This window comes from Nocardioides sp. Iso805N (genome assembly GCF_000364605.1).
Classification (GTDB): Bacteria; Actinomycetota; Actinomycetes; order Propionibacteriales; family Nocardioidaceae; genus Nocardioides.
Map to the genome: position 1 here is coordinate 184730 of NZ_KB822575.1, position 23534 is coordinate 208263.

The 23534-nt window shown below is 71.4% G+C and carries 24 protein-coding genes; 9 read left to right on the forward strand and 15 right to left on the reverse strand.

Going from position 1 to position 23534, the window contains the following annotated elements; all coding sequences use genetic code 11:
• The first annotated feature begins 20 nt into the window (after positions 1-20).
• Positions 21-740 carry a signal peptidase I gene (gene lepB, locus H036_RS21405; RefSeq protein ID WP_232421778.1) on the forward strand — a complete coding sequence of 240 codons (720 nt, stop codon included), beginning with the start codon at positions 21-23 and terminating at the stop codon, positions 738-740.
• A 91-nt stretch (positions 741-831) separates the two neighbouring features.
• Here the strand turns inward: lepB and H036_RS0100880 are convergent, their stop codons facing one another.
• Genes H036_RS0100880 through H036_RS0100890 form a run of 3 tightly spaced genes read right to left on the reverse strand, consistent with a single transcriptional unit; the run spans position 832 to position 4204 of the window.
• The gene (locus H036_RS0100880; RefSeq protein WP_017932877.1) at positions 832-1860 is read right to left on the reverse strand and encodes an RDD family protein; all 1029 of its coding nucleotides are present in this window, start codon (positions 1858-1860) and stop codon (positions 832-834) included.
• Positions 1857-3386 carry an FHA domain-containing protein gene (locus H036_RS24110; protein WP_017932878.1) on the reverse strand — a complete coding sequence of 510 codons (1530 nt, stop codon included), beginning with the start codon at positions 3384-3386 and terminating at the stop codon, positions 1857-1859. Before H036_RS24110 ends, H036_RS0100880 begins: the two co-directional genes overlap by 4 nt.
• On the reverse strand, positions 3383-4204 hold the full coding sequence (locus H036_RS0100890; RefSeq protein WP_017932879.1) for a PP2C family protein-serine/threonine phosphatase: 822 nt from the start codon (positions 4202-4204) through the stop codon (positions 3383-3385). Before H036_RS0100890 ends, H036_RS24110 begins: the two co-directional genes overlap by 4 nt.
• Positions 4205-4240: 36 nt before the next feature.
• Between H036_RS0100890 and H036_RS0100895 the strand changes: the two genes are divergently transcribed.
• On the forward strand, positions 4241-6214 hold the full coding sequence (locus H036_RS0100895; protein WP_017932880.1) for a helicase-associated domain-containing protein: 1974 nt from the start codon (positions 4241-4243) through the stop codon (positions 6212-6214).
• A gap of 48 nt (positions 6215-6262) precedes the next feature.
• Positions 6263-7897 (forward strand): DNA repair helicase XPB, encoded by a 1635-nt coding sequence (locus tag H036_RS0100900; protein WP_017932881.1) that lies wholly within the window; start codon positions 6263-6265, stop codon positions 7895-7897.
• Positions 7898-7942: 45 nt separating this feature from the next.
• Here the strand turns inward: H036_RS0100900 and H036_RS0100905 are convergent, their stop codons facing one another.
• Positions 7943-8497: a hemerythrin domain-containing protein gene (locus tag H036_RS0100905; RefSeq protein ID WP_017932882.1), complete on the reverse strand. Its 555-nt coding sequence runs from the start codon at positions 8495-8497 to the stop codon at positions 7943-7945.
• A gap of 72 nt (positions 8498-8569) precedes the next feature.
• On the opposite strand from H036_RS0100905, the gene H036_RS21425 reads away from it, so the two are divergent.
• The gene (locus H036_RS21425) at positions 8570-9529 is read left to right on the forward strand and encodes an alpha/beta hydrolase (RefSeq protein ID WP_017932883.1); all 960 of its coding nucleotides are present in this window, start codon (positions 8570-8572) and stop codon (positions 9527-9529) included.
• A gap of 1 nt (position 9530) precedes the next feature.
• On the opposite strand, the gene H036_RS0100915 is transcribed toward H036_RS21425, so the two are convergent.
• A complete protein-coding gene (locus H036_RS0100915; RefSeq protein WP_017932884.1) occupies positions 9531-10067 on the reverse strand; it encodes a SprT family zinc-dependent metalloprotease in 537 nt (178 codons plus the stop codon).
• Positions 10068-10190: 123 nt separating this feature from the next.
• Here H036_RS0100915 and H036_RS0100920 point away from each other — a divergent pair, with 123 nt between their 5' ends.
• From H036_RS0100920 to H036_RS0100935, 4 genes are read left to right on the forward strand one after another with little or no spacing between them, the layout of a single operon-like run.
• Positions 10191-10652 carry a phage holin family protein gene (locus tag H036_RS0100920; RefSeq protein WP_051068582.1) on the forward strand — a complete coding sequence of 154 codons (462 nt, stop codon included), beginning with the start codon at positions 10191-10193 and terminating at the stop codon, positions 10650-10652.
• Complete coding sequence (locus H036_RS0100925) at positions 10649-10888, forward strand: DUF3618 domain-containing protein (RefSeq protein WP_017932886.1); 240 nt, start codon at positions 10649-10651, stop codon at positions 10886-10888. The genes H036_RS0100920 and H036_RS0100925 overlap by 4 nt, the downstream gene beginning before the upstream one ends.
• Positions 10885-11928 carry a YihY/virulence factor BrkB family protein gene (locus tag H036_RS0100930; protein ID WP_017932887.1) on the forward strand — a complete coding sequence of 348 codons (1044 nt, stop codon included), beginning with the start codon at positions 10885-10887 and terminating at the stop codon, positions 11926-11928. Before H036_RS0100925 ends, H036_RS0100930 begins: the two co-directional genes overlap by 4 nt.
• Entirely contained in the window at positions 11928-12212 is a 285-nt protein-coding gene (locus H036_RS0100935; protein ID WP_017932888.1) for a DUF4235 domain-containing protein, read from the forward strand. Before H036_RS0100930 ends, H036_RS0100935 begins: the two co-directional genes overlap by 1 nt.
• A 21-nt stretch (positions 12213-12233) precedes the next feature.
• Here the strand turns inward: H036_RS0100935 and H036_RS0100940 are convergent, their stop codons facing one another.
• The 7 genes from H036_RS0100940 to H036_RS0100970 form a co-directional block, all read right to left on the reverse strand.
• Entirely contained in the window at positions 12234-13190 is a 957-nt protein-coding gene (locus H036_RS0100940) for a formylglycine-generating enzyme family protein (protein WP_017932889.1), read from the reverse strand.
• Positions 13187-14620: a sulfatase family protein gene (locus H036_RS0100945; protein ID WP_017932890.1), complete on the reverse strand. Its 1434-nt coding sequence runs from the start codon at positions 14618-14620 to the stop codon at positions 13187-13189. The genes H036_RS0100940 and H036_RS0100945 overlap by 4 nt, the downstream gene beginning before the upstream one ends.
• A complete protein-coding gene (locus H036_RS0100950) occupies positions 14617-16221 on the reverse strand; it encodes a sulfatase-like hydrolase/transferase (RefSeq protein WP_017932891.1) in 1605 nt (534 codons plus the stop codon). Before H036_RS0100950 ends, H036_RS0100945 begins: the two co-directional genes overlap by 4 nt.
• A complete protein-coding gene (locus H036_RS0100955; RefSeq protein WP_017932892.1) occupies positions 16218-17195 on the reverse strand; it encodes an aliphatic sulfonate ABC transporter substrate-binding protein in 978 nt (325 codons plus the stop codon). The genes H036_RS0100950 and H036_RS0100955 overlap by 4 nt, the downstream gene beginning before the upstream one ends.
• Positions 17196-17289: 94 nt before the next feature.
• On the reverse strand, positions 17290-18075 hold the full coding sequence (locus H036_RS0100960; RefSeq protein ID WP_017932893.1) for an ABC transporter ATP-binding protein: 786 nt from the start codon (positions 18073-18075) through the stop codon (positions 17290-17292).
• Entirely contained in the window at positions 18072-18929 is an 858-nt protein-coding gene (locus H036_RS0100965; protein WP_017932894.1) for an ABC transporter permease, read from the reverse strand. The genes H036_RS0100960 and H036_RS0100965 overlap by 4 nt, the downstream gene beginning before the upstream one ends.
• Positions 18922-20118, reverse strand: coding sequence for an ROK family transcriptional regulator (locus H036_RS0100970; protein WP_198289866.1), 1197 nt, complete (start codon positions 20116-20118; stop codon positions 18922-18924). Before H036_RS0100970 ends, H036_RS0100965 begins: the two co-directional genes overlap by 8 nt.
• 149 nt (positions 20119-20267) lie before the next feature.
• On the opposite strand from H036_RS0100970, the gene H036_RS0100975 reads away from it, so the two are divergent.
• Entirely contained in the window at positions 20268-20786 is a 519-nt protein-coding gene (locus tag H036_RS0100975; protein WP_017932896.1) for a hypothetical protein, read from the forward strand.
• Positions 20787-20822: 36 nt separating this feature from the next.
• On the opposite strand, the gene H036_RS0100980 is transcribed toward H036_RS0100975, so the two are convergent.
• From H036_RS0100980 to H036_RS0100995, 3 genes are all read right to left on the reverse strand, one after another.
• Positions 20823-21278, reverse strand: a complete 456-nt coding sequence (locus tag H036_RS0100980; protein WP_017932897.1) for a hypothetical protein — start codon at positions 21276-21278, stop codon at positions 20823-20825.
• Between the two features lie 316 nt (positions 21279-21594).
• On the reverse strand, positions 21595-22074 hold the full coding sequence (locus tag H036_RS0100990; protein WP_017932899.1) for a hypothetical protein: 480 nt from the start codon (positions 22072-22074) through the stop codon (positions 21595-21597).
• A 176-nt stretch (positions 22075-22250) separates the two neighbouring features.
• A complete protein-coding gene (locus H036_RS0100995) occupies positions 22251-23384 on the reverse strand; it encodes a peptidoglycan-binding domain-containing protein (RefSeq protein WP_017932900.1) in 1134 nt (377 codons plus the stop codon).
• Positions 23385-23534 lie beyond the last annotated feature (150 nt).

Consider the following 23534-nt stretch of genomic DNA (forward strand, 5'->3'; position numbering starts at 1 on the left):
TGGCGGATAGGGTCCGGGACGTGACGCGAGACGAGACGAAGAGATCCGGCCCGTTGAAGGTCGTCATCGAGACGGTCGTGCTGGTCCTGGTGGCCGTCGTGCTGGCGGTGGGGGTCAAGACGTTCTTCGTCCAGGCGTTCTACATCCCGTCGGGTTCGATGGAGCCGGGACTGCAGGTCAACGACCGGATCCTGGTGGAGAAGCCGTCGTACTGGTTCGGGAACGGGCCCAGCCGGGGCGACATCATCGTGTTCAAGGACCCGGGCGGCTGGCTCACCCCGGCAGACGACGCCAAGCCGAGCGGTCCGATGGCGTCCGTGCTGGCCAAGATCGGGCTCTACCCGAGCGGGGGCCACCTGGTGAAGAGGGTCATCGGCGTCGCCGGCGACAAGGTGGTCTGCTGCGACGCGCAGGGCAGGATCACCGTCAACGGCACCCCGCTGGACGAGGACTCCTACATAGCGCCCCAGAGCGCCTGCAACGGCCCGATGGCGGGGTGCAAGGGCTGGAGCGCGACCGTGCCAAAGGGCAAGCTCTTCGTGATGGGAGACAACCGCGGCGAGTCCGCCGACAGCTCCTACCACCTGTGCACCGCCGCCGAGTCCGCCAGCTGCAACCCCGAGGATGCCTACGTGCCGGTCTCCGACGTGGTCGGCAAGGTCTTCGCGCTGGTCTGGCCGGCAAGCGACGCCAAGTGGATCAAGCGGCCCGCTGACTTCGCCAAGATCGCCAGCCCGTAGCTCGGCCGATGGCGCGGCCCGGCCGATGTCGCGGCCCGGCCGATGTCGGGCGGGTCGGGTCGGGCGGGTCGGGTCGGGTCGGGTCGGGTCCTCACGCCTCGCGGGCGACCGCCATCTCGCGATCGCCGAACCGGACCCGGTCACCCGGCAGCAGCGTGGCCGGCTGGCGAGGAGGCAGCGGCTTGGCCACCCCGCCTCGCAGCAGCACGGAGCCGTTGGTCGAGCCGCGGTCCATCACCACGAGCGTCCCATCGGGTACGACGCCGAACTGCGCGTGCGTCTTCGACAGCGACATGTCGTTGGACTGCAGCGGAACCAGGTGGGCCGCCTGCTCGCCCTGCCGCGGCTCCGGGCTGCGACCGACCAGGGCGAGGCCCGCGACGACGAAGCTCTGGCCGGTGTCGAACGTGACCCGCCAACGCGGCGGGGGCGACGTCGGGGCGGGCGGCTGGGCCGGCGCCGCGACGGACGCCGCAACGGGCACCGGGACAGGCGGCGGGACCCGTGCCGGTGAGGGCGCCTGGGCGGGTGCCTGCGTGGGCCTCGGCGCGGGGGGCGGCGTGGGAACCGGTGTCGGCGCTGACGCCTCGGCCGGCATCAACCGCAGCGCGGTGAGGTTCACGACCCGATCCGGGATCTCCTCCGCGGGCGCTGGGGCGACCGGCTGCGGTCGTACGTCGACGACCACCGACCCGACCACCCGGTCGTGCCAGGCACGGCGCAGACCGGTGCCGTCGAGCGTCGCCATCCAGGCCAGGGTGGCATCGCCGATCCCGAGCGTCGGATAGCCGCCGAGGCCGACGATCGCCTGCCTCGCGAACGCTGCCCCCAGCCCGATCGGCTCGCCGGTCGCGACGCTGACCACCTGCAGGCCGCGTATCGACTTGCCTGGCGTGACGCCCGCCAATCCGGTCATGAGAACGCCGATGAACCAGACCACCAGTGCCACCACCACGACCGCGACCACGCCGAGCACGGTGTGGCCGGGCCGGATGAGGGCGAAGTAGGCGGCGACGCCCGCGACGGCGTACGCGACCAGCGCGATCAGCCTGTCGATCACCCAGGCGTAGAAGCGGCGGTCCGGATCAGCGACAACCCGTCCCGGGACGGGCGGCCTCACGGCTGGCTGACCCTGATGGTGAGGCCGTCACCGAGGTCGATGAGCGCACCGGGCATCAGCTGGACGGGCACGCCGGGGCGCAGCTCCTCCGGGCCCAGGCCGGGCTGCACCACCACGGTGCCGTTGGTGGAGCCGAGGTCGGTGACGACCGCTGCGCCGTGGTCGACGCCCGAGCCCGGCCGGATCTCGACGTGGGTCGAGGAGATCTCCTGGTGAGGGCTCGGCACCGTGACCAGCAGCGGCTGCTCCGCCAGCGAGAACCGACCCGCCTCCGGCGCCCGGCCGATGATCACGACCCGGTCGACGTCGACGCGCTCGCCATGGGAGAACTCCAGCTTCGCGACCGGATAGGCGGTTACGGCAGGCGCAGCCTGCTGGCCCGGGATGCCCGGCGGCGGGGGCAGCAGACCGGCGTCGGGCGCACCGGCTCGAGTGAGACCGTCGTGGTCGTCCTGCGGCGCTGCGGCAGGCTCGGCCGACGACTCCGCCGGCGGCTCGACGCTCGCCGCGGCGCCCCACGAGGGCATGGCCGGCGGCTCGGGCAGAGGCGGCTCCGGCACCGGCGGCACCGGCCCGGCCGGCGGGAACGGCGGTGGGGGCGGGACAGCACCCGGCGCCGGGGATCCCGGCGTCCACGCCGGCGGCTCCGCGGAGTGCTCCGGCTCGGTCGTGGGCTCCTCGGCCGGCACCACCGGGATCACTCCGGTCGGCTCGTCGGCCCAGGACTCGTCCGCCCAGGACTCGTCGATCGGGCCCGACAGCGGATCGCTGGACGCGGACGCCCACGGCGGTACGTCGAGGTCCTCGTCAGACTCCTCCGCGGGCTCCGCGACGGGCTCCGCGACCGGCTCGTCAGCGGGCGCCCCCGAAGCCTCGGCGGCAGCCGACTCCGGCTCGAAGGGATCGCCGAGCGGAAGGTCCGCCGGGGGAAGGACCGGCGAGAGCGGAGCGACCGGCGGCGGCACCGACGGCCCACTTGCCGGGAACGGCAGCACAGCCGCGTAGGGCCCTGAGACCTCGGGCGCATCCGCGACGGGCGGCGTCACCGCGAGCGGCACCGGCGCCGGCGCCGGGGGTCCGAGCGGGCCCGGTGCCGGGACGCTCTGCACCCGACCGGGCGAGACCAGCGCGGCCAGCCGCACCAGGCCGCCGTGCAGCGTCAGCAGCGGCTCCTCGACATCCTCGAGCACGACCGTGAAACCGGTGACCCCGCTCAGCGATCGCTCGACCCAGGTCGAGGAGGCGGAGCCCTCCACCACGACATCGCCAGCATCGGCGACGAAGGTGGCCTTCGACGGTCCACGCACCACGATCCGGGTGGTCGACTCGTCGGTGGAGAGCAGCACGAACCCGGGCAGCGCGCGCAGTCCATCGGAGACGAGCGCATCCAGGACCTCGTCGAAGCCGGCGCCATCGTCGACCAAGGCCCACAGGGTGCCGGCGCGGGCCTTCTCCGAAGGCGGCAGCAGCACCGTCGCGCGCTCACCGACGATGCCGAACCAGGTTCCAGGACGGTAGGAGATCACGGAAGGACTCCGAGTTTCTGCTCGAGACTCTGCCGTTGCACGACAGCGTCGTAGGGACTCTCGTCGGCCCATCCCACCACATCGACGACCACAGCTGTCGCGTTGTCACGCCCACCTGCGGCCACAGCAGCGTCCACGAGCCGCCGAGCGGCGTCCCTGGCATCGCCTTGCCGACCCAGGATCTCGGCGATGGCCGTCGGCCCGATCATGCCGCTGACGCCGTCGGAGCACAGCAGGACGCGCGACCCGGGCGGCAGCATCATGTGGAAGAAGTCGGGTACGGCGGAGGCCACTCCCCCGAGCGCGCGGGTGATCACGTGCCGATCCGGGTGCTTCTCGGCCTGCTCGGGGGTCAGCGTGCCGGCATCGACCAGCTCCTGGACCAGGCTGTGGTCGACGCTCAGCTGGGTGAGCGCACCCTCGAAGAAGCGGTAGATGCGCGAGTCGCCCAGGTTCGCGATCAGCCACTGCGGCCCGGCCGGCGCCTCCACGACCAGGGCCGCGACCACCGTGGTGCCGGAGTGGAAGTCGAGCTGGCCACGGGCCCGCTGGCCGGCGGCGTACTCGCTGATCCGGGTGTCGGCGCTGCGCAGCGCCTCGACGATGGCGTCGATGCCCGCGTCGAGCGTGAACGACCGGCCCGCGAGCCGGGCGAACTCCTGCACCGCGATGCCGCTGGCGACGTCGCCGCCGTCGTGGCCGCCCATGCCGTCCGCGACGACGAAGACAGGCTCCTCGGCGAAGAGGGAGTCTTCGTTGACCTCGCGCACGAGGCCCACGTCGGTGGCGCTGCCGTGGTCCACGACGAGGCGCTTCACGAGCACTCCATCGGCTGTCCCACTAGATTGGGCGGGATGGACAGGGGGTATCGCTCGCTCGCCGACCAGGTGCGTGCCTGGCCGGACGATCGGCTGTCCCGACTGCTGGTCGCTCGACCCGATCTCGCCACTCCTGCCCCTCAAGACTCGGCGCAGCTCGCCGCGCGTGCGGCCACCCGGTCGTCGCTGGTCCGTGCGCTCGATGGTCTGGACCGGCTCGAGCTCACGGTTCTTGATGCCCTGATCTCGGCCGGTCAAACCACCGATGATCAAATCTTGAACAACGTCTCCGCTGACCGGCATTCCACCCGCGCCGCGCTCGATCGGCTGCGCGATCTCGCCTTGGCCTGGGACTCCACCGGCGGCCTGCGCGCCGTCACCGGCCTGGCCGACCTGCCTCTGGTGGCGCCCGACGTCTCCCTCGCCGGACCCGCGGACGGCCCGCCCGCGCTGGCCACTTCCCCGCGGGACGCGACCCTGGTGGACCGGGCCGGGGCGGGAGCGGCGTTCGAGGCCGTGCGTCGCGTCGAGCTTCTCCTCGACGGTTGGGGCGCCGCCCCACCGGGTGCGCTGCGCTCCGGTGGCCTCGGCGTGCGCGACCTCAAGGCGGCGGCCGCGCGCCTCCACGTCGACGAGCCGACGGTGGCGCTGTTCATCGAGGTCGCTGCCGCCGCCGGTCTGCTGGCCACCGGACCCGACGACGACGGCACCCTCGGCTGGCTGCCCACGGTCGCCTTCGACGGCTGGCTGGCGCAGATGCCGGCGGAGCGGTGGACGGTGCTCGCCCGCGCCTGGATCGGCTCGAACCGCACCTCCGCGCTGGTCGGCCATCGCGACCCGGCGGGCAAGGTCTGGAACGCCCTCGTGCCCGAGCTCGTCTCGCCCACCGTCATCGAGACCCGGCGGATGACGCTGACGGCGATGGCCGCACTCCCGACCGGCGAGGTGCTGGCGGCCGGCACCGGCGGACCGTCCGTGCTCGCGCGGCTGGAGTGGCTGCGACCCCGCCGGCCCAAGTCGCGGGCGGCCGAGATCGCCTGGACGTTCACCGAGTCGGCCGTTCTGGGCATCACCGCCCTGGGCGGCCTGGCGTCGTACGCCGGATCGCTGCTCGACGGCGAGGACCCGTCCGACGCCCTCGCCGCCCTGCTGCCCGAGCCCGTCGACCACATCCTGCTGCAGGCCGACCTGACAGCTGTCGCGCCCGGTCCGCTGGAGGCGTCGCTGGCCCGTCGGCTCGGGGTGGTCGCCGAGGTGGAGTCGCGCGGCGGTGCCACCGTCTACCGCTTCACCCCCGCCTCGGTCCGGCGCGCGATGGACCTGGGCTGGTCCGCGGTGGAGCTGCACGACTTCGTGGCCGACGTCTCGCGCACGCCGGTCCCGCAGCCGCTGACCTACCTGATCGACGACACCGCCCGGACCTTCGGCGTGGTGCGGATCGGCTTCGCCGAGGCGTTCCTGCGTGCCGACGACGAGCACGCGCTCACCGAGCTGCTGCACCACCCCGCCGCCGCCGGCATGGGGCTGCGGCGGCTGGCGCCGACGGTGCTCATCTCGACCACGCCGCTCGACGTGCTGCTGCCGCAGCTGCGCGAGGCAGGGGTCGCCCCGGTCGTCGAGGCGCCGGACGGCTCACTGCACGTCGCTCGGCCCGATGCCCAACGCGCCCGCACGCCACGACGGACGCCGGACGGCGTCGGCACCGCCCGGGACGCGGCGCGGGTCGCCGCCGTGGTCACCGCCGTACGTGCCGGGGACCAGGCCGCCGCGGCACGGCCCGCGGCCACCACCGAGACGCTGACCCCGATCGGCTCCCTGGCCGCGCTGCGCGAGGCGATCGACGCAGGGGTGAGCGTGGTGATCGGGTACGTCGACAACCACGGTACCCGGACCGATCGGGTGATCGACCCGCTCTCGGTCGACGGCGGACAGCTGCGGGCCCACGACCGGCGGGCCGACGAGGTGCGGCTGTTCGCGGTGCACAGGATCAGCTCGGTGCGACCCGCGTGACGGTTGTGAGCGTCAGGGTCACAACCACCGCCCCGTAGAATCAGCCCAGTGAACGACGGCCCCCTCATCGTCCAGTCGGACAAGACCCTGCTCCTCGAGGTCGACCATGCGCGGGCCGGTGACGCACGCAAGGCGATCGCACCGTTCGCCGAGCTCGAGCGCTCCCCCGAGCACGTGCACACCTATCGCCTCACCCCGCTCGGTCTGTGGAACGCCCGCGCGGCCGGCCACGACGCGGAGCAGGTCGTCGACACCTTGCTGAGCTACTCGCGCTACGCCGTACCGCACGCGCTGCTGGTCGACATCGCCGAGACGATGGCCCGCTACGGCCGGCTGCGGCTGGAGAAGCACCCGGTCCACGGCCTGGTGCTGGCCAGCAACGACCGGCCCGTGCTGGAGGAGGTGCTGCGCGCGAAGAAGGTCGCCGGCATGCTCGGCGACCGGCTGGACCAGGACACCGTGGCCGTCCACCCCTCCGAGCGCGGCAACCTCAAGCAGGCGCTGCTGAAGCTGGGCTGGCCGGCCGAGGACTTCGCCGGGTACGTCGACGGCGAGGCGCACGCGATCAAGCTCGCCGAGGACGGCTGGTCGCTGCGTCCCTACCAGGCCGAGGCGGCGGAGTCCTTCTGGCACGGCGGCTCCGGCGTGGTGGTGCTGCCGTGCGGCGCCGGCAAGACGCTGGTCGGCGCGGCCGCGATGGCGCACGCACAGGCGACCACGCTGATCCTGGTGACCAACACGGTCAGCGCACGGCAGTGGAAGGACGAGCTGGTCAAGCGCACCTCGCTGACCGCCGACGAGATCGGCGAGTACAGCGGGACGACCAAGGAGATCCGCCCCGTCACCATCGCGACGTACCAGGTGCTCACCACCCGCCGGAAGGGCGTCTACCCCCACCTGGAGCTGCTCGACGCCCGCGACTGGGGCCTGATCGTGTACGACGAGGTTCACCTCCTCCCCGCGCCGATCTTCCGGATGACGGCCGACCTGCAGGCCCGGCGCCGGATCGGCCTGACCGCGACCCTGGTGCGCGAGGACGGCCGGGAGGGCGACGTGTTCTCGCTGATCGGGCCCAAGCGCTACGACGCGCCCTGGAAGGACATCGAGGCGCAGGGCTACATCGCGCCCGCTGACTGCGTCGAGGTTCGGGTGACGCTGCCCTCCGCCGATCGGCTCGCCTACGCCACCGCCGAACCGGAGGAGCGCTACCGGCTCGCCTCGTGCGCCCGGGAGAAGGTCTCCGTCGTCGAACGTCTCGTCGCCAAGCACCAGGGCGCTCCGACGCTGGTCATCGGCCAGTACCTCGACCAGCTGCACGAGCTGGCCGAGGACCTGGATGCACCGGTGATCTCGGGCGAGACGCCGGTCAAGGAGCGGCAGCGGCTCTTCGAGGCCTTCCGCAGTGGCGAGATCGGTCTGCTGGTGGTCTCGAAGGTCGCCAACTTCTCCATCGACCTGCCCTCGGCGGAGGTCGCCATCCAGGTCTCGGGCTCCTACGGCTCACGCCAGGAGGAGGCGCAGCGTCTCGGCCGGCTGCTCCGGCCCGGACGCGACGGCAAGGTGGCGCACTTCTACACCGTGGTCTCGCGCGACACCGTCGACGCCGACTTCGCCGCCAACCGGCAGCGGTTCCTGGCCGAGCAGGGTTATGCCTACCGGATCATGGACGCCGACGACATCTGAGAGGCGGATCGACGCCTGGGTCCACCGAGATATCCAGCCGAACCGTCACTTCTCCTCGTCCAGGACGCCTTCGCGCTTCGCCTCCTCGACGATGCGGCGGACGTTCGCGATCGCGCCGCAGTGCTCGTCGATGAGCTGGTTGCGGCGCGCGGCCCACGTCGTGCCGAGGTCGCGACGTACGCGCTCCCCCACCTCCGTGCGCGCGGGCGAGAGGATGGTCAGCTCCTCCTCGGCGATGTGGTGGGTGATGAGGTTGCTGAGCTCCTCGACCGCATCGGTGAACGCCTGGGTGTCGGTGCCCTTGAGCTCGAGCACGGCAAGGAGCGCCTCGTTGCCCTCGGCGTGCTCCTCGCGGCCGTGCTCGACCTCGTGCTCACCGATGTCGGCGGCCTTGCGCCGCAAGATCGGGTAGACGAGCTCCTCCTCGGCCTCGCCGTGCGCGATGAGTACGTCGGCGAAGGCCCGACGGACCGCGTCCCGGTCCTGGGTCGAGTCGCGCAGCTGGCGCAGGAGCTGCTCGAAGAGGCGGTGGTCGTCGACGATCAGGTCGATCACGTCGCCGGAGAGGGGACGGCCGAGCTCGATGCTGCTGGTGATCATGTGGCGCAGTAGCCCAACGGCGGGAACTTCATTCGGTACCGCGCGCCGGGGATTGTTCGGCAGGATGCCTCCATGGCCGCACCTCTCGCCCTGCGCACCCGGATCTTCGCCACCGTGCTCAAGCGGCTCGCTCCCGAGCCCTCCGACGCGAACGAGATGGTCGCCCTGCGCGGCCGCCGGGACCGCCTGCGCGAGACCTTCGCCGGGCGGCAGATCTTCGGCCGGATCGCGGCCGGCGTGGCGACCAGTGAACGCACGGTCGAGCTCGACGGCAGCACGCAGCGGCTGCTGATCCACCGCCCGACCTCGGCGGGGGTGCGGGACACCCTGCCGATCGTGGTCAACATCCACGGCGGCGGCTGGTGCCTCGGCGCCCCCGAGCAGTCCGCCTGGCTCGCCTCGCACATCGCCGCCGCCACGGGCGCGGTGGTGATCTCGCCGAGCTACCGGCTCGCGCCGGAGAACCCCTATCCGGCCGCGGCCGACGACAGCTGGGCGACGCTGCGATGGGTCGTCGACCACGCCGCCGAGCTCGGCGGCGACGCCGGCCGCGTCGCCGTGATGGGTGACAGCGCGGGCGGCAACCTGGCCGCCGTGTGCGCACTCGAGGCGCGCGAGGCGGGTACGCCGGCGCTGCGCGCGCAGGTGCTGATCTACCCGGCGGTCGAGATGTACGAGAGCTATCCCTCCGAGCAGGAGCACGCACACGCCCCGGTGCTGACCTCGACGCAGATGCACAACTTCGGCCGCCTCTACCTCGGCGAGCGGTACGGCGTGGAGGACTGGCAGGCATCTCCGCTGCGCGCCGCCTCGCACGCCGGGCTGCCGCCGGCACTGATCCTCACGGCGGGCCACGACCCGCTGCGCGACCACGGTCTCCGGTATGCCGAGAAGCTGCGGGCAGCGGGCGTCGAGGTGGACCAGCGCGACTACGGGCCGGCGATCCACGGCTTCCTGTCGCTGCCCGGCGTCGTACCGGTGGCGCGGGATGCTCTCCGCGACATCGCCGCCTTCCTGCGCGAACGGCTCTGACTCAGCTCCGCACTCCGAGCAGATAGCGCTGCCGCGCCCCGCGGATGAACTCGAGCTCCTGCAGGTAGGCAGGGTGCATCGGTGCGAGCTCGCCGTGGCGCCGCCACTCCAGGACGTGGTCGACGGAGAAGCCGCGCGGGTGGCACGTCCGACACGACCGCACCCGCTGCGGGCTCCGGTGCATCGCCACGGTGTGCCCCGCCCGGCACGAGCCCACCCAGGCGCCCGCGACCTGGGGCGCGTCCGGCGAGACACAGCGCTCCCCCGACGAGCCGATCCGACGCGCGACCACCTGCCAGTGGGGCCCGTGCCCGGCCTTCGGCCCGACCAGCGCGTGCGCGATCTCGTGCAGCACCGTCTCGCGGACCTCGGCCTCGTCGTAGAGCCGCATCAGCGGAGCCGAGAGCCCGATCACCCTGCGGTCGTAGCGGCAGATTCCGGCGCGGCGCCGGGCCCGGTCGAGCACGAGCCGCCACTGCGGCAGCCCGTGTCGGTCCATCAGCTCCCGGCCGAGCCGGCGCACCTCCTCCAGATCCATGGCCAGAGGCTAAGCGGCGCCACCGACAGTCCCGGCAACGGCGCCACGAGGCGGGAAGCATCAGTGAGCGCCGGCTGGGCACCGTGAGAGGTGCACGACCTGGTCGACGCTCAGGAGGGCACCATGACCAACGACATTCCCGCGGTCGGGCCGGAAGGCCGGACCGACGTCCGGGCCGACGACCGGACACAGACCCCATCCAAGCCTGCCTCGACACCCGAACTCGTCACCCAGCTCTCGAACGAGGTCACCCGCCTGGTCCGTGACGAGCTGCGGCTCGCGCAGCTGGAGGTGAGCGGCAAGGCGAAGAAGGCCGGCGTGGGCATCGGCATGTTCGGTGCCGCCGGGATCATAGCCCTGTACGGCCTCGGCACGCTGATCGCCACCGCCGTACTCGCTCTCGCGCTCGCCGTCGACGCGTGGCTGGCGGCCCTGATCGTCGCCGTGGTGCTGCTCGTCGTCGCGGGCATCGCCGCGCTCGTCGGCCGCCGCTCGGTGCGCGCGGCGGCTCCCCCCGTCCCGACGGAGGCACTGGCGAGTGCGCAGCGCGACCTCGAGACCGCGAAGGAGGCGGCACACCGATGAGCGAGCACGACAACACCCCGCAGACGCCCGAGGCGCTGCGCGCCGACATCGAGCGCACTCGCGCCGAGCTCGCCGACACCGTCGGCGCGCTCGCGGACCGCGCCGACGTGAAGGGACGCGCAGAGGCCCGGGCACAAGAGCTCGCGCACGATCCCCGCGCACGTGGCGTCGGTGTCGGCCTCGCTGTCGCGGCCGTGCTCACGATCGCGTTCATCGTGTGGAGGAAGCGCCGATGAGCACACCCGCGCACACGCACCGCCACGGGAGCCAGGAGGAGGCGAAGCCCGACTCCCCCACGGACATCAAGAAGCCGTCGTGGCGCTACATCGTGCGGCGGACGTTCCGGGAGTTCGGCACCGACCAGTGCACCGACCTGGCGGCGGCGCTGACCTACTACTCGGTGCTGGCGTTGTTCCCGGCCGTGATCGCGGTGCTCTCCCTGATCGGCCTGGTCGGCCAGGGCCAGAGCACCATCAACGCGATCGTCGACATCTTCAAGCAGATCGGGATCACCTCGGTCGCCAACAACATCGAACCGCTGCTGACCGAGCTCAGCGCCTCGCGCGGGAACGGCCTCGCCCTGATCATCGGCATCGCGGTGGCGCTGTGGTCGGCGTCGGGCTACGTCAACGCCTTCGGCCGTGGGATGAACCGGATCTACGGCTTCACCGAGGGGCGCCCGGTCTGGAAGCTGCGTCCGGTGATGCTGCTCGTCACGCTGATCACCGTCGTGCTCTGTGCGGCCGTGCTGCTGGGCCTGGTCGTCACCGGCCCCGCCGCGAAGGCCGTCGGCGACCAGATCGGCATCGGGAGCACCGCCGTACTCGTCTGGGACATCGTCAAGTGGCCGGTCATGCTGGTGATGGTGATGCTGGTGGTCGCGCTGCTCTACTGGGCCACCCCCAACGTCAAGCAGCCGAAGTTCCGCTGGATCAGCGTCGGGGCGGGCGTGGCCATCATCATCTGGATCGTCGCGTCGGCCGCCTTCGGCCTGTACGTCGCGGGCTTCAGCCACTACGGACGCACCTACGGCTCCCTCGCCGGCGTGATCGTGTTCCTGCTGTGGCTGTGGATCACCAACCTCGCCCTGCTCTTCGGTGCCGAGCTGGACGCCGAGCTCGAGCGCGGCCGCCAGCTCCAGGCCGGGATCCCCGCCGAGCGCGATCTGCAGTTGGAGCCCCGCGACACCAGGACCGCCGAGAAGGCCGAGCGCAAGCAGGAGAAGGACATCGAGCTAGGACGACGGCTCCGGGAGAGCCGCGGCAAGGAGGAATGATGGCGACCAGCACATCCGCGAAGATCCTGTACCGGCCCTGGGGTCTCATCGCCAGCATGCTCGGCGGCCTGATCGCCGGGCAGATCGTGCAGCTGATCTGGCGCAAGGCGGTCCCCGGCGACGAGGACCACCCGCCGAAGCCGCTGGAGTCGGACTACGGGCTGGGCCAGGTGGTGGCGGCCGCACTGGTGCAGGGCGCGATCTTCGCCGCCGTACGCGCGTTGATCGATCGCGGTGGCGCGCGGCTCTTCGAGCGTGCCACCGGGGAGTGGCCCGGCGAGTGAGGCCTGCTTCCGGGCTGTCGCTCAGCGGGCGACGGTCCGGAAGCCCATGTTGCTGGTCGAGGAGTCGGGAGTGTTCGCCGAACGGGCCGCGCTGCGGTAGCGGTTGCAGTAGGAGTCGTGGCACAGGAACGATCCGCCGCGGATGACGCGCATCGTGCCGTCCTGCGGGCCGGTGGGCGAGTCGAGTGGCGAACGGCCGTACCAATCCGGTGCGAACCAGTCGGCGCACCACTCCCACACGTTCCCGACCATCTGGAACAGCCCGTAGCCCTGGGCCGGGAACGCCCGCACGGGGGCGGTGCCCGACCAGCCGTCGGCAGCGGTGTCCACGGTGGGAAACGTTCCCTGGAAGATGTTGGCCAGCCAGGGGTCGGTGGAGAGCTCGTCGCCCCAGGGGTAGCGCTCGCCGGGACGGCCCCCGCGGGCGGCACACTCCCACTCGGCCTCGGTCGGCAGCCGTCGACCCGTCCAGCGGCAGTAGGCCTGGGCGTCGTTCCAGCTCACGTGGGTGACCGGGTGGTCGTCGCACCCGGCGACGGACGACGACGGGCCGCCCGGGTGCCGCCAGTCGGCGCCGCGCACCCCGAGCCACCACGGCGTCTGCGGGGGCTGGCCGACCACCGCGTCGTGGTCGGCCCGCTCCAGGTGGAGATGGAAGACGGCGGAGAAGCCGAAGCTCTCCGCCTCGGTGACGTAGCCGGTCGCGTCCACGAAGGCCGCGAAGTCGGCCACCGTCACCGACGTGGCATCGATCCCGTACGCCGCCACGCGCACCGGGTGGACCGGCGTCTCACCATCGGCTCGGTCACCGTCGCCGTGGGCGTCGCCCATCGCGAACTCCTGGGCCGGAACCGCGACCTGCTCGATCGCGTGAACGCCGTCCGGCCGGGCTCCGATATCGAGCAGATCCGGACCGTGGGCGTGGGCGGCTTGCCGGTCCGGGTCACCGTCGCGGCCGGGCACGCAGCACGAGCTCATGCGTCCTCCTCCAGCAGCGCCGGACGCGGCTGCCCCGGATGGGGTGCGTCGCCGACGCACGCTTGAGCCTGCCACATCTTCGCCTCCAGCCGGGCGCGTAGCTCGCGGTACGCCGGATCCTCGGCGACGTTGCGCAGCTCGTGCGGGTCCTCGAGCAGGTCATAGAGCTCCCACTCGGCCGGATAGGTCCACTCGCCGGTGCCGGGCAGCCCGAGCCCGTCGTTGTAGAAGTAGACGAGCTTGTGCCGCTCGGTGCGGTAGCCGTAGTGCGCGGGCGCCTTGTGGAAGACGTCGTCGTGCTCCCAGTAGCGGTAGTACATCCCCTCGGCCGGCGGTTGTGCCGGCTCACCGAGGAGGTCGGGCCAGAACGAGCGGCCCTGCATCCGCGGGTGTGGCTCGACCTCGCACGCCTCTAGGATCGTGCGGGCCCAGTCGACGTTGGTGACGATGCCGTCGAAGACCCGGCCGCCCTGCAGTCGTCGCGGATAGCTGAGCAGCAGCGGCATCCGCAGCGACTCCTCGTACATGAACCGCTTGTCGAACCAGCCGTGGTCGCCGAGGAAGAAGCCCTGATCGGACGCGTACAGCAGCAGGGTGTCGTCCAGGTCGCCGCGCTCGCGCAGCCGGTCGGTGATCCTGCCGACGCTGTCGTCGACGGAGTCCACGCAGGCCAGGTAGTCGGCCATGAACCGTTGGTACTTCCACTGCGCCAGCTCGTCGTAGGTCAGTCCCGCCGGCGGGTCGACCTTGAGGTCCTCGGCGGTCAGGTGCTCGGCGATCCGCATCGCCGCGCGGCGTGCCGACGACGTACGGGTGGCGTAGTCGTCGTCGAACGTCGCCGGGAGGGGGACCGACCCGGCCGCGTGGGAGGTGGGGCGGGCCGGGTCGGGGATCCAGGGCCGGTGCGGCGCCTTGTGCCACACCAGCACGCACCACGGGTCGTCGCCGGGGAGCGAGTCGACCCAGTCCAGGGCCAGGTCGGTGATGATCTCGGTGGCGTAGCCGGGCACGACGCGCACGCCGTCGGCCGAGAGCAGCTGCGGGTCGACGTACTCGCCCTGGTCGAGGAGGACCTGCCACTCCTCGAAGCCCTCAGGGTCGTGCCCCGGCCCCTCCCCCATGTGCCACTTGCCGAAGATCGCCGTGCGGTAGCCCGCAGCTCTGAGCTGGGAGACGAACGTGGGCTGGCTCGCGTCGATCGGCGTGACCAGGGTCGTGACGCCGTTGACGTGGCTGTAGGTGCCGGTCAGGATCGAGGCCCGGCTCGGCGAGCAGAGGCTGTTGGTGGCGAAGCAGCTCTCGAAGCGCCAGCCGAGCTCGCCGATCTCGTCGATGCGCGGCGTCCGGTTGACCACCGAGCCGTACGCCGAGATCGCGTGCGCCGCGTGGTCGTCGGTGAGGACGAGGACCACGTTGGGTCGCCGTGTCATGCCGGCGCTGCCGGAGCGGCCTCCGTCGCGACGCCCTCTGCCACGACGCCCTCTGCCACGACGCCCTCGGCCATGCCGGCGTACGTCGACTCGTCCAGCCCGCTCATCATCGGGTCGTAGTCGAGCTCGCCGACGTCGTACATCGAGGTCATCCAGTGGTAGAAGCGGTCATCGCGCTCGCGCAGGATCGTGTACAGCCGCCGCATCATCCGCGCGCGCACCTGCCCCATCTCCGGGTGGTGGAACCGGTTCTGCAGCTCGTCGGGGTCGGTGTGGAGGTCGTAGAGCTCGCAGGTGTCGGTCGGGTTGACCACCAGCTTGTAGCGATCCTCGCGCAGCATCCGCTGCGGGTAGGGGAAGTGGTGCCCGTGGAACTCCGCGACGAGGTCGGGCTCCCACGAGGGATGCTCACCAGCGACCAGCGGCAGCAGGCTGCGCGAGTCGACCGCCGGCCCTGCGTCCAGCCCGGCCAGCTCGAGGATCGTGGCCGTGCAGTCGAGCAGGCTGACGAACTCCTCGCGCACCTGACCCTGCGGGCCGCCGGGGATCCTGACGATGCCGGGGGTCCGGTAGATGTCCTCGTACATCGCCGGGCCCTTGTCGTGCAGGCGGTGGCTGCCGGTGAACTCGCCGTGGTCGCAGGTGAAGAAGACAGCCGTGTCCTCGACCAGCCCGAGTCGCTCCATCGCGTCGAGGACCCGCTGGATCTGCTCGTCGATCAGCGCGACATAGCCCCAGTAGACAGCGATCAGCTTGCGGGTGACCTCGATCGGCATGGTGTCGAAGGTCCAGTGGGCGCTGTAGTTGGCCTGCACCGGAGGCTTGTCGGCGAACGTCTCGGCGATCGAGCGCGGCAGGTCAACGGTCTCCGGGTCGATGAGGTCGAAGTACTCGTCGGGGATGACGTAGGGCAGGTGCGGCCCGAAGAAGTGCAGCCCCAGGTAGAAGGGCTTGTCCTCCCGGTGCGCGTCGGCGGCGTACTGCTCGAGGAGCTCGATGGCGCGGGTGGCCAGGTAGTACTCGAAGGTGGCCTCGACCGGCTGGTGCAGGCGCGCCGCCAGCAGGTTGCCCGGTCCTCCGTTCGGGAGCGTGCCCCGCACCCGGTCACTGATCCGGTACGGCGGTAGACCTCGCTCGGCGAGATAGGCCAGGTAGTCGGGATGGTCGACGGGGTTGTGCCAGCCCGGCAGGTGGATGCCGTCCAGCCCGAAGTCGGCCGGCTGGCGGCGGCTGCCGGCGTGCCACTTGCCGATCAGGCCGGTGTTGTAGCCGGCCTCGCTCAGGGCGACGGGGAAGGTGAAGACGTCCTCGGGGAGATCCTCGACGTACCCGACGTTGCGCTCGGCGTTGGCCAGGACCTTGTGCCGGAACGGCGCCTGCCCGGTGAGGAGGCTGGCCCGCGCGGGGGTGCAGATGGCGGTGGGGGTGTACCAACTGTCGAACCGCGTGCCGCTGCGGGCCAGCCCGTCCAAGGCGGGTGTCGGCACCTGGCTGTTGCCGTAGGCGCCGAGGGTGTCCACCCGGTGCTGGTCGGTCATCAGGAAGAGCACGTTGGTGCGCTTCGCGGACCTCCCGAGATCCTGAGGTACGGCGTGGGTCACTTGCCGGCCGCCACGAAGTCGTCGCCGAGGTAGAACGTCTTCGGGTCGACCGCCGAGGTGAGCTTGCCGGCACCGACGAAGTAGTTCTCCAGCGAGGACAGCCACGTGTCGACGGTGCCGTTCTGGGTCATCGTGTCGAGCTGCGCCGAGGTCAGCAGCTTGTCGTGGCTGGCGTCGGCGGTGACGGCGGCCACGGTCTGCTTGAGCATGGAGGCGGTGTCGGCGATCGCCTCGGTGGTGTGGGCGGCGCGATAGTCCATCGCCTCGCGCAGCACCGTGTCCACCATGGCCGTGGTGGCCGCGTTCGGCTTCTCGCCGGACACGAAGGCGGTCGGGAAGCCGAAGTCCTGCTCGAAGTCGCTGTCCTGGGCGAGCTCGACCAGGTTCGGCACCTTCTGCTTGATGGTGTCGATGGTCGGGTAGTAGATGCCTGCGGCGTCGATCTTGCCGGTGTCGAAGGCCGCCACGATGGTCGCGGCGTCCATCGGCACGATGTCGACGTCCTTCTCGGTCATCCCGGCCTTCTTCAGCGCCAGGCCGAGGATCATGTCGCCCGACGTACCGGCCGGCACGCCGATCTTCTTGCCCTTCAGATCGGCCATCGAGGTGATGCCCGGCTGGGCGATGACCCGGTCGGCCCCGCCGAGGGTGTCCACCGCGATGATCTTGGCCTTGCCGGAAGCGGGCAGCCAGATCGCTCCGGGACCGATGTAGCCGTAGTCGAGATCGCCCGCGCCCAGCGCCTGGATCTGGGTGGGGCCATCGGTGAACACCTTCGTGTCCACGTCGAGCCCCTCCTTCTTCCACAGGCCCTGCTTGTCCGCGATCGCCAGCAGGCTGGTGCCGTTGAAGTCGCCGATGTAGCCGAAGGTGATCTTGGTGGCATCACTGGCGGAGTCGCTGCCCGAGCCGCAGGCGGTGAGGGTGAGGGCCAGGGAGGCGGTCGCGCCGGCGAGGGCCAGGAGCTTCTTCATGTCGTTTCATTTCCTTCGTGATGGCGCGGCCGAGCGGCCACAGGCAGTGGAGGGCCGCGCTCCCGGCGGGCCGGGAGCGTGATGGATGGGTGGTTCAGCGAGACGCCGGCGGCGGCCCCTGGTGATAGACGGCGCCCCACACCCGGTTGCGGAGCGCGGTGAACTCGGGACTGAGCCGGACCTGCTCGGTCCTGGGGTAGGGCAGGTCGACGTCGACGATCTCCTGGATCCGGCCTGGCCCGGAGGCCATCACCACCACCCGGTTGGCGAGGAAGACGGCCTCATCGACGTCGTGGGTGATGAACAGCACCGTGCGCCGTTCCTGACTCCACGTCTCCAGCAGCTGCTCCTGGAGCCGGACCCGAGTCAGCGCGTCGACAGCGCCGAAGGGCTCGTCCATCAGCAGGATCGCCGGATCGGCGGCGTAGGCGCGGGCGATCGCACAGCGCTGCTTCATGCCGCCCGACAGCGTCTTGGGCAGCTTGTCGGCGAAGGCGGAGAGTCCGACCAGCTCGAGGTAGTGGTCGACGCGTCGGCGCCGCTCCTGCTTCGGCACCCGCGCCGTACGCAGGCCGAACTCGACGTTCGCGCGCACGGTGAGCCAGGGGAACAGCGCGTACTGCTGGAAGATGACGCCGCGTTCGGGGCTGGGACCGTCGACGGGGACGCCGTCGACGAGGGCCTCACCGCTGGTCGGCTCCTCCAGCCCTGCCAGGATGTTGAGCAAGGTGCTCTTGCCGCATCCGGACGGGCCGACGATCGTGACGAACTCGTTGGCGACCAGGTCCAGGTCGACCTCGCCGAGCGCGGTGAAGTCCCCGAACCGCTTGCCGACCCCCCGTACGGCGATCTTGGGCTGCGCCGCGGGCGTGGTGGTCATCGGCGCTCCTGCCAGACGGTGAGGCGGCGCTCGGCCATGAGCAGGACCCGGTCCATCAGCAGGCCGAGGATGCCGATGGTGATGATGCCGACGAAGATGGTGGGGAGGTCGTAGTAGAGCTCGGCGCTCTGCATCCGGTGGCCCAAGCCCTCCTGCGCGGCGATCAGCTCGGCCGCGACCACTGTCGCCCAGGAGGAGCCGAGACCGATCCGCATGCCCACGAGGATGTAGGGCATCGAGGCCGGGATGACCACGCGCCGGAAGATGGTGAGGTCGCCGGCGCCGAGCACCCGGGCGGCGTTGATCAGCGTGCGGTCGATGCTGACGACGCCCTGGAACGCGGCGATCACGCAGGCCAGGAAGGCCGCCAGGAAGATGACGATGATCTTCGGCGTCTCGTCGATGCCGAAGAGCACCACCGCGAGTGGGATCAGCGCCAGCGGCGGGATGGTGCGGAAGAACTGCACCCAGGGCTCGATCAGGGCGCGGGCGACGGGATACCACCCCATCAGGAACCCGACGGGCACCGCGACGGCGCAGCCGAGGCAGAACCCGATCAGCACGCGGCGGAGGCTGGCCATTGCGTCCTGCTCGAGGGTCCCGTCGGCGAGGAGGTGACCGGCCTGCTTCGCCACGGCCGCCGGCGTGGGGAGGTTGAAGCCGACCTTCGCCAGCGTCCACCAGATCAGGATGCCGGCCACGGCCGAGAGCACGTTGAGACCCAGGCTCCCGGCCCGGGTGAGCGGCCGACGGCGGCGCCTGCCGCGTGGGCGGGCGGAAGCTGAGGTGGGGGTGATGGCCACACCGGCCGCGCTGGCGGACGGAGTGAGGACCGTGTCGGGATGGTCAGGCACGTGCTCTCCAGGTTTCGGCGTCGTCGGGCCGCTCGGCCGAGGACGCGAGGTCGTACTCCGCCAGCAGCGGGGATTGGTGGTAGAGGGCGGCGATCGCACCGCGGGCGCCGTCCTCGTCGTCGAGGCGCGCCGCACGGACCGTCGGCAGGCCGGTGCCGACGGCCTCGAGCTCGGTGGCGATGATGGCGGCGACCCGGTCCACGACGTACGGCGCCAGCACGGGAAGCTGTCCCCCGATCACCACGCGCGCCGGGCTGAGCATGAGCGCCGCGTCCGCGAGCACCCGGCCCAGCAGGTCCGCAGCGCGATCGACCGCCGCGAGGGCCGCCGGCTCGCCCTCGGCGATGGCGCGGCCCAGGTCGTCGCCGTCCACCACCTGCGCGCCGGCGCGGCTGGCCTGGGCGAGCAGCGCTCCGATCGAGGCGACCGTCTCCAGGCAGCCGTGCTTGCCGCAGCGACAGCGGGCGCCGTCCTCGACAACACGGACGTGGCCGAACTCACCGGCGCCTCCGCGACCGCCGGGGACGAGACGGCCGCCGATCACCAGCCCGCCGCCGATGCCTTCGGAGACCCGCACGTAGGCGAGGTCTCCTGTCGCGCCCTCCTCGTCCGACATCGCCTCGGCGAGCGCAGCGAACCGGGTGTTGTTGTCGACCAGCACCGGCGCGCCGAGCCGGTCTGCGAAGGCGTCACGGACCTGGCGACGCATGCTCGCGTCCGGGCCCGCGACCCCGACAGCGACACCTTGGAGCGCGCCGAAGTGCAGTCCATGCTCCGCTGCGACTCGGTCTAGCAGGTCGAAGCCGGCGGCGAGCCGGTCCGGCCACGGGGTGCTGGCGGCGTAGGCGTGGACGCCTGACGCGACCACCTCGTGCGCCGCATCCGCGATCACCACCCGTACTCGGCTGTGCCCCAGGTCGACGCCGACGAACTGCCCGGCACCCGGGTCCAGCGCGAGCAGCTCGGCCGGCCGGCCGCTCCCCTGCCGCAGGTCGAGGTCGGTCCTGGCCACGACCACGGCGCCGCGCCCGATGAGCTCCGCGGTGATCTCCGAGAGCGTGGTCCGGGAGAGACCGACCCGCGCGGCGATCTGGGCGCGGCTCATCGCGCCGCGCTCGCGCAGCACGGCGAGCACACGCTGCTCGTGCGTCCGGCGGACGAGCGCCTGGACGGTTGCGGATCTGGACACGTAAGTCACGTTAGGAACTCGTATTTTTTCCGTCAACCTGGCGGCAGAAATATTGTGCAGTTATTCAGTCAACAAACCTGCTGTCAGCGGAGGGCAGCCCTCTCGCGACGAGCCTTGTGCGCGGCCGGTTAGCGAGTAATTATGATTACATGAGTACAGAGGAGATCCGGGGCTGGCTGAACGGCCGCCTGCCGGAGGAGTTGTGGGAGGCGCTGGTCGAGGTCAGCGTCGATCGTGAGGAGATCACCGTCATCGGCCGCATCGGCGAGCCCGAGCTGGCGGCGGAGGTGAGCCCCGCCGAGCGCGAGGCGACCGTGGAGGGCAAGATCGCGGAGTTCCGCGAGCGGACGCGGGAAGCCCGGATGGGCGTGGCACGGGAGGCCGAGCGCCGGTTCGACCGGAAGGTGTCGTGGGGGGTCGAGTGCGGCGGCGTACGCGCGTTGTTCACGCACGTGTCGGCGCCGGTGATGACCCGGTTGCGCCAGCCCGAGCGGCAGGTGCTCGACCTGCTCGTCGAGGCCGGCGTCGCGCGCAGTCGCAGCGATGCGCTCGGGTGGTGCGTGCGGTTGGTGCAGCAGCACAGCGAAGAGTGGCTGACCGAGCTGCGCGAGTCCTTGGAGCACGTCCGCAAGGTGCGGGCGCAAGGGCCGGATCGAACGGCCGACTGAGGCTGCGGGGTCGCTTGCGGCGTACGCCGTGGGCGCTCAGGGTGCGTCGCTGGCGAGGGCCGACTCGAGGATGATGATCGCCGCGTTGATGTCTTCGGGCCAAGGCCCTCCGCGCGGACCTCCTGTCGCGTTCTCGACAGTTGTCCCTGCGGCGCGGAGCGCGTCTCTCAACACGCGTGCCCGGGCCGCATCGGCGTGATTCCTGGTGCTGGATCCGAGCACCGTCAGTTGGTCCCCCAGCGTCGCGATTTGAGGTTGGAGCGCCCGCCAGGCGCTGGCGATGCGATCCGGGTCGCCTGCCGCCTGCACCTGCGGCAGGACGGTGCGTGCCGTCCATGCCACCTCTGCCTGTGCGGCCCGAAAGTCGGAGTCCCACGCTCGGCGACGTCGCGATCGCGCGAGGAGGAGCACTATCAGGGCCACCGCCACCACTCCGAGCGCTGCCACCAGCGCCCACACCCAGGCGGTCTTGGTGTGGTCGTCGGCGGCCACCTCGCCGTCCGAGGTGCTCGATCCGGATCCCTCCGAGGGGGCAGAGGCTGCCGAGGACCTGTCCTCCTGCTGCCCGGCGGGTGAGCTCGGCTGAGGGTCGGCGGGTCTCTCCGTGCGGGCCGGGCTCCGCGTCGGCGCCGGCGCCGTCCGCGTCGGCGCTACCGAGGCCGAGAGAGCCGGACCTTCTCCACTCCCATCCCCGCCCGTGCCACAACCGACGGCCGTTGCGAGAAGCAACCCCAGGAGTAGCGCGCAGGAGAGAGCTCTCCCCGCGCAAGGAGCGGTCAGGCGAGCTTGCGACACAGGGCGACGCGCCCTAACCCGACACAGCGTCTCGCACGCGGTCGACCATGTCTCGTTCACGGTCACTGACCTGCTGGGCATGAAAACCCATGAACCCGCCGTCCTTGGCGGCCTTGGCGGCAGCCTCTGCCGCGGCGACCAGCCACGCGGCGAACGCGGTGGCCTCTTCAGGCGTCGCCTTGGCCGCGACTGCCGAGTGAACCTCGCGAAGCTCGTTCAGCACGTCCTCACCGACGCCCACGGTCTTGTCGGGCTTGAACCCTTTCAGTGGGTTGTGATGCTGCTGCGTAGCGGCCTGGATCTCGAGTGCCACCTCCGCGAGCAACTCCTCCCGGCTCGGCGGATTGGTGGCCACCTTGAACGTCGCCATCGTCTCCTTGGCGGCCTCGATGGGACCGCCCGGGTCTGCCAGCGAGATGGCGAGCCCCGCCACGAAGGGCGCTCGCACGACCCGCGTCCACTCGTCCTCGGTGAAGTCGCTCTTCGTTGTCACGCGAAACTCCTCTTCCTCGGTGCCTCGGGGCCGGGAGAAGGCCAGGTCACGAGCACAACCACCGGTACCGCGATCGTTCGTCCCCGTCTCGAACGTGCGGCACCCCCATTTCGGGTGACACCTACGTGCCGCGGGCTGCAGCGACGGATCGGAGCCCCGACGTGAACCTCATGCCATCAGCCCGTACCGCCGGGCGTCGTCGACGAGGGTGCGGCGGTCGTCGGAACGGAGCCCGCTGCGGTCGGTGAGCCGGGGACATTCGCGGATCCGGCCTGCTTGGCAGTCGCGATGGCCGCCTCAAGGGCCGCCAGGGTCGCTGCATCTACCGCGCCCGTCGGCGCCACACCGAGGTCCTTCTGGAGCTCTTTCACGGCGTCGGTGAGTTCGGGTGTCCACGTGCCATCGACCGGGCCGTCCCAGTAACCGGCGAGTCTCAGGGTCTGCTGGACCGCCGCCGTACCGGCCGCCGCCTCCTGAGCCGCAGCACCGCCGGCCTGCTGGAGGTCGGCCTGCAAGGCGGCACTCGTCGCCTTGTCGACGGCCCCGGTGACGGGGAGGTCGTGCGCGCGCTGGAGCGCTTCCACGGCCGCCACGGTCGCGGGCCCGTACACGCCATCGCTGGGGCCGTCGTAGTAGCCGGCCTGCGCCAGTGAGGTCTGGATCGACTTCGTTGCGGCATGAACGACGGACTCGGCCTGCTGCTGCTCGTCCTCGGTGAGACATCCGGCGTCGGTGACCAGCCGTGTCCACGCCACCTCGAGGGCGACCGTCGCGCTGTTGAATTCCTGCGACGCCTGGGCAAGGGGCGTCTGGTCGGTGATCCCGCGCATTGCCGTGTCGTAGTCGGACTCGGCGGTCTTGACCTGGGTGACGGTGGCGGCAGGGACGAGGGGCGTCGGGCTACTCGTGCCGGCCGTCGCGGAGGCTTCACCGCTTGGACTCGCGGAGGTTGAGCCACCACGGGCTCGCTCGAGCGCCGCCTGCGCCTCCGCGAGATCTCGCTCGGCCTGCACGACGTGGTCGTGGGCCTCGACCGCATCCTGGGCCGACTGCCCCGCCTCCTCCCCCGGGTCCGCCAGGTCCTTGCCGGCATCCTTGACGTCGCCCACGGTCGGGGCCGTCGCATGCAGCAGGTCGCCGTAGCGGTCGAGGGCGACGATGTAGGCACGTGAGGACTGGCAGAAGCTCGCTGATGCCGTCGTGAACGTCTCCCGCGCGTCGTCGAGTTCCCTCTGCTGGTGAGCGACCTGAGCCTCGGCACGCTTCACCTGCTTGTCCGCGTCGTCGCTGCCACAGGACGCGAGCGCCATCACGACCGACAGTCCGAGAACGGGAGCGCACCACCGAAAGGCGCCCCGCACGCGCAGTCGAGGCCAGCCACCAGGACTCACGAGATCGGGCAACCGCGACACCGTCCCTCTCGTCGACGCCTGGCGGGTGCCAGGCCTCGAGGACACGCT

Excerpts from the sequence above, each read along its gene's own strand:
- H036_RS0100975 (WP_017932896.1), top strand. The coding sequence starts at position 20,268 with ATGAGTACAGAGGAGATCCGGGGCTGGCTGAACGGCCGCCTGCCGGAG.
- H036_RS0100955 (WP_017932892.1), bottom strand. The coding sequence starts at position 17,195 with ATGAAGAAGCTCCTGGCCCTCGCCGGCGCGACCGCCTCCCTGGCCCTC.
- H036_RS0100930 (WP_017932887.1), top strand. The coding sequence starts at position 10,885 with ATGAGCACACCCGCGCACACGCACCGCCACGGGAGCCAGGAGGAGGCG.
- H036_RS0100995 (WP_017932900.1), bottom strand. The coding sequence starts at position 23,384 with ATGGCGCTCGCGTCCTGTGGCAGCGACGACGCGGACAAGCAGGTGAAG.
- H036_RS0100895 (WP_017932880.1), top strand. The coding sequence starts at position 4,241 with ATGGACAGGGGGTATCGCTCGCTCGCCGACCAGGTGCGTGCCTGGCCG.
- H036_RS0100915 (WP_017932884.1), bottom strand. The coding sequence starts at position 10,067 with ATGGATCTGGAGGAGGTGCGCCGGCTCGGCCGGGAGCTGATGGACCGA.
- H036_RS0100945 (WP_017932890.1), bottom strand. The coding sequence starts at position 14,620 with ATGACACGGCGACCCAACGTGGTCCTCGTCCTCACCGACGACCACGCG.
- H036_RS0100940 (WP_017932889.1), bottom strand. The coding sequence starts at position 13,190 with ATGAGCTCGTGCTGCGTGCCCGGCCGCGACGGTGACCCGGACCGGCAA.
- H036_RS0100920 (WP_051068582.1), top strand. The coding sequence starts at position 10,191 with ATGACCAACGACATTCCCGCGGTCGGGCCGGAAGGCCGGACCGACGTC.
- H036_RS0100960 (WP_017932893.1), bottom strand. The coding sequence starts at position 18,075 with ATGACCACCACGCCCGCGGCGCAGCCCAAGATCGCCGTACGGGGGGTC.
- H036_RS0100905 (WP_017932882.1), bottom strand. The coding sequence starts at position 8,497 with ATGATCACCAGCAGCATCGAGCTCGGCCGTCCCCTCTCCGGCGACGTG.
- H036_RS0100925 (WP_017932886.1), top strand. The coding sequence starts at position 10,649 with ATGAGCGAGCACGACAACACCCCGCAGACGCCCGAGGCGCTGCGCGCC.
- H036_RS0100935 (WP_017932888.1), top strand. The coding sequence starts at position 11,928 with ATGGCGACCAGCACATCCGCGAAGATCCTGTACCGGCCCTGGGGTCTC.
- H036_RS21425 (WP_017932883.1), top strand. The coding sequence starts at position 8,570 with ATGGCCGCACCTCTCGCCCTGCGCACCCGGATCTTCGCCACCGTGCTC.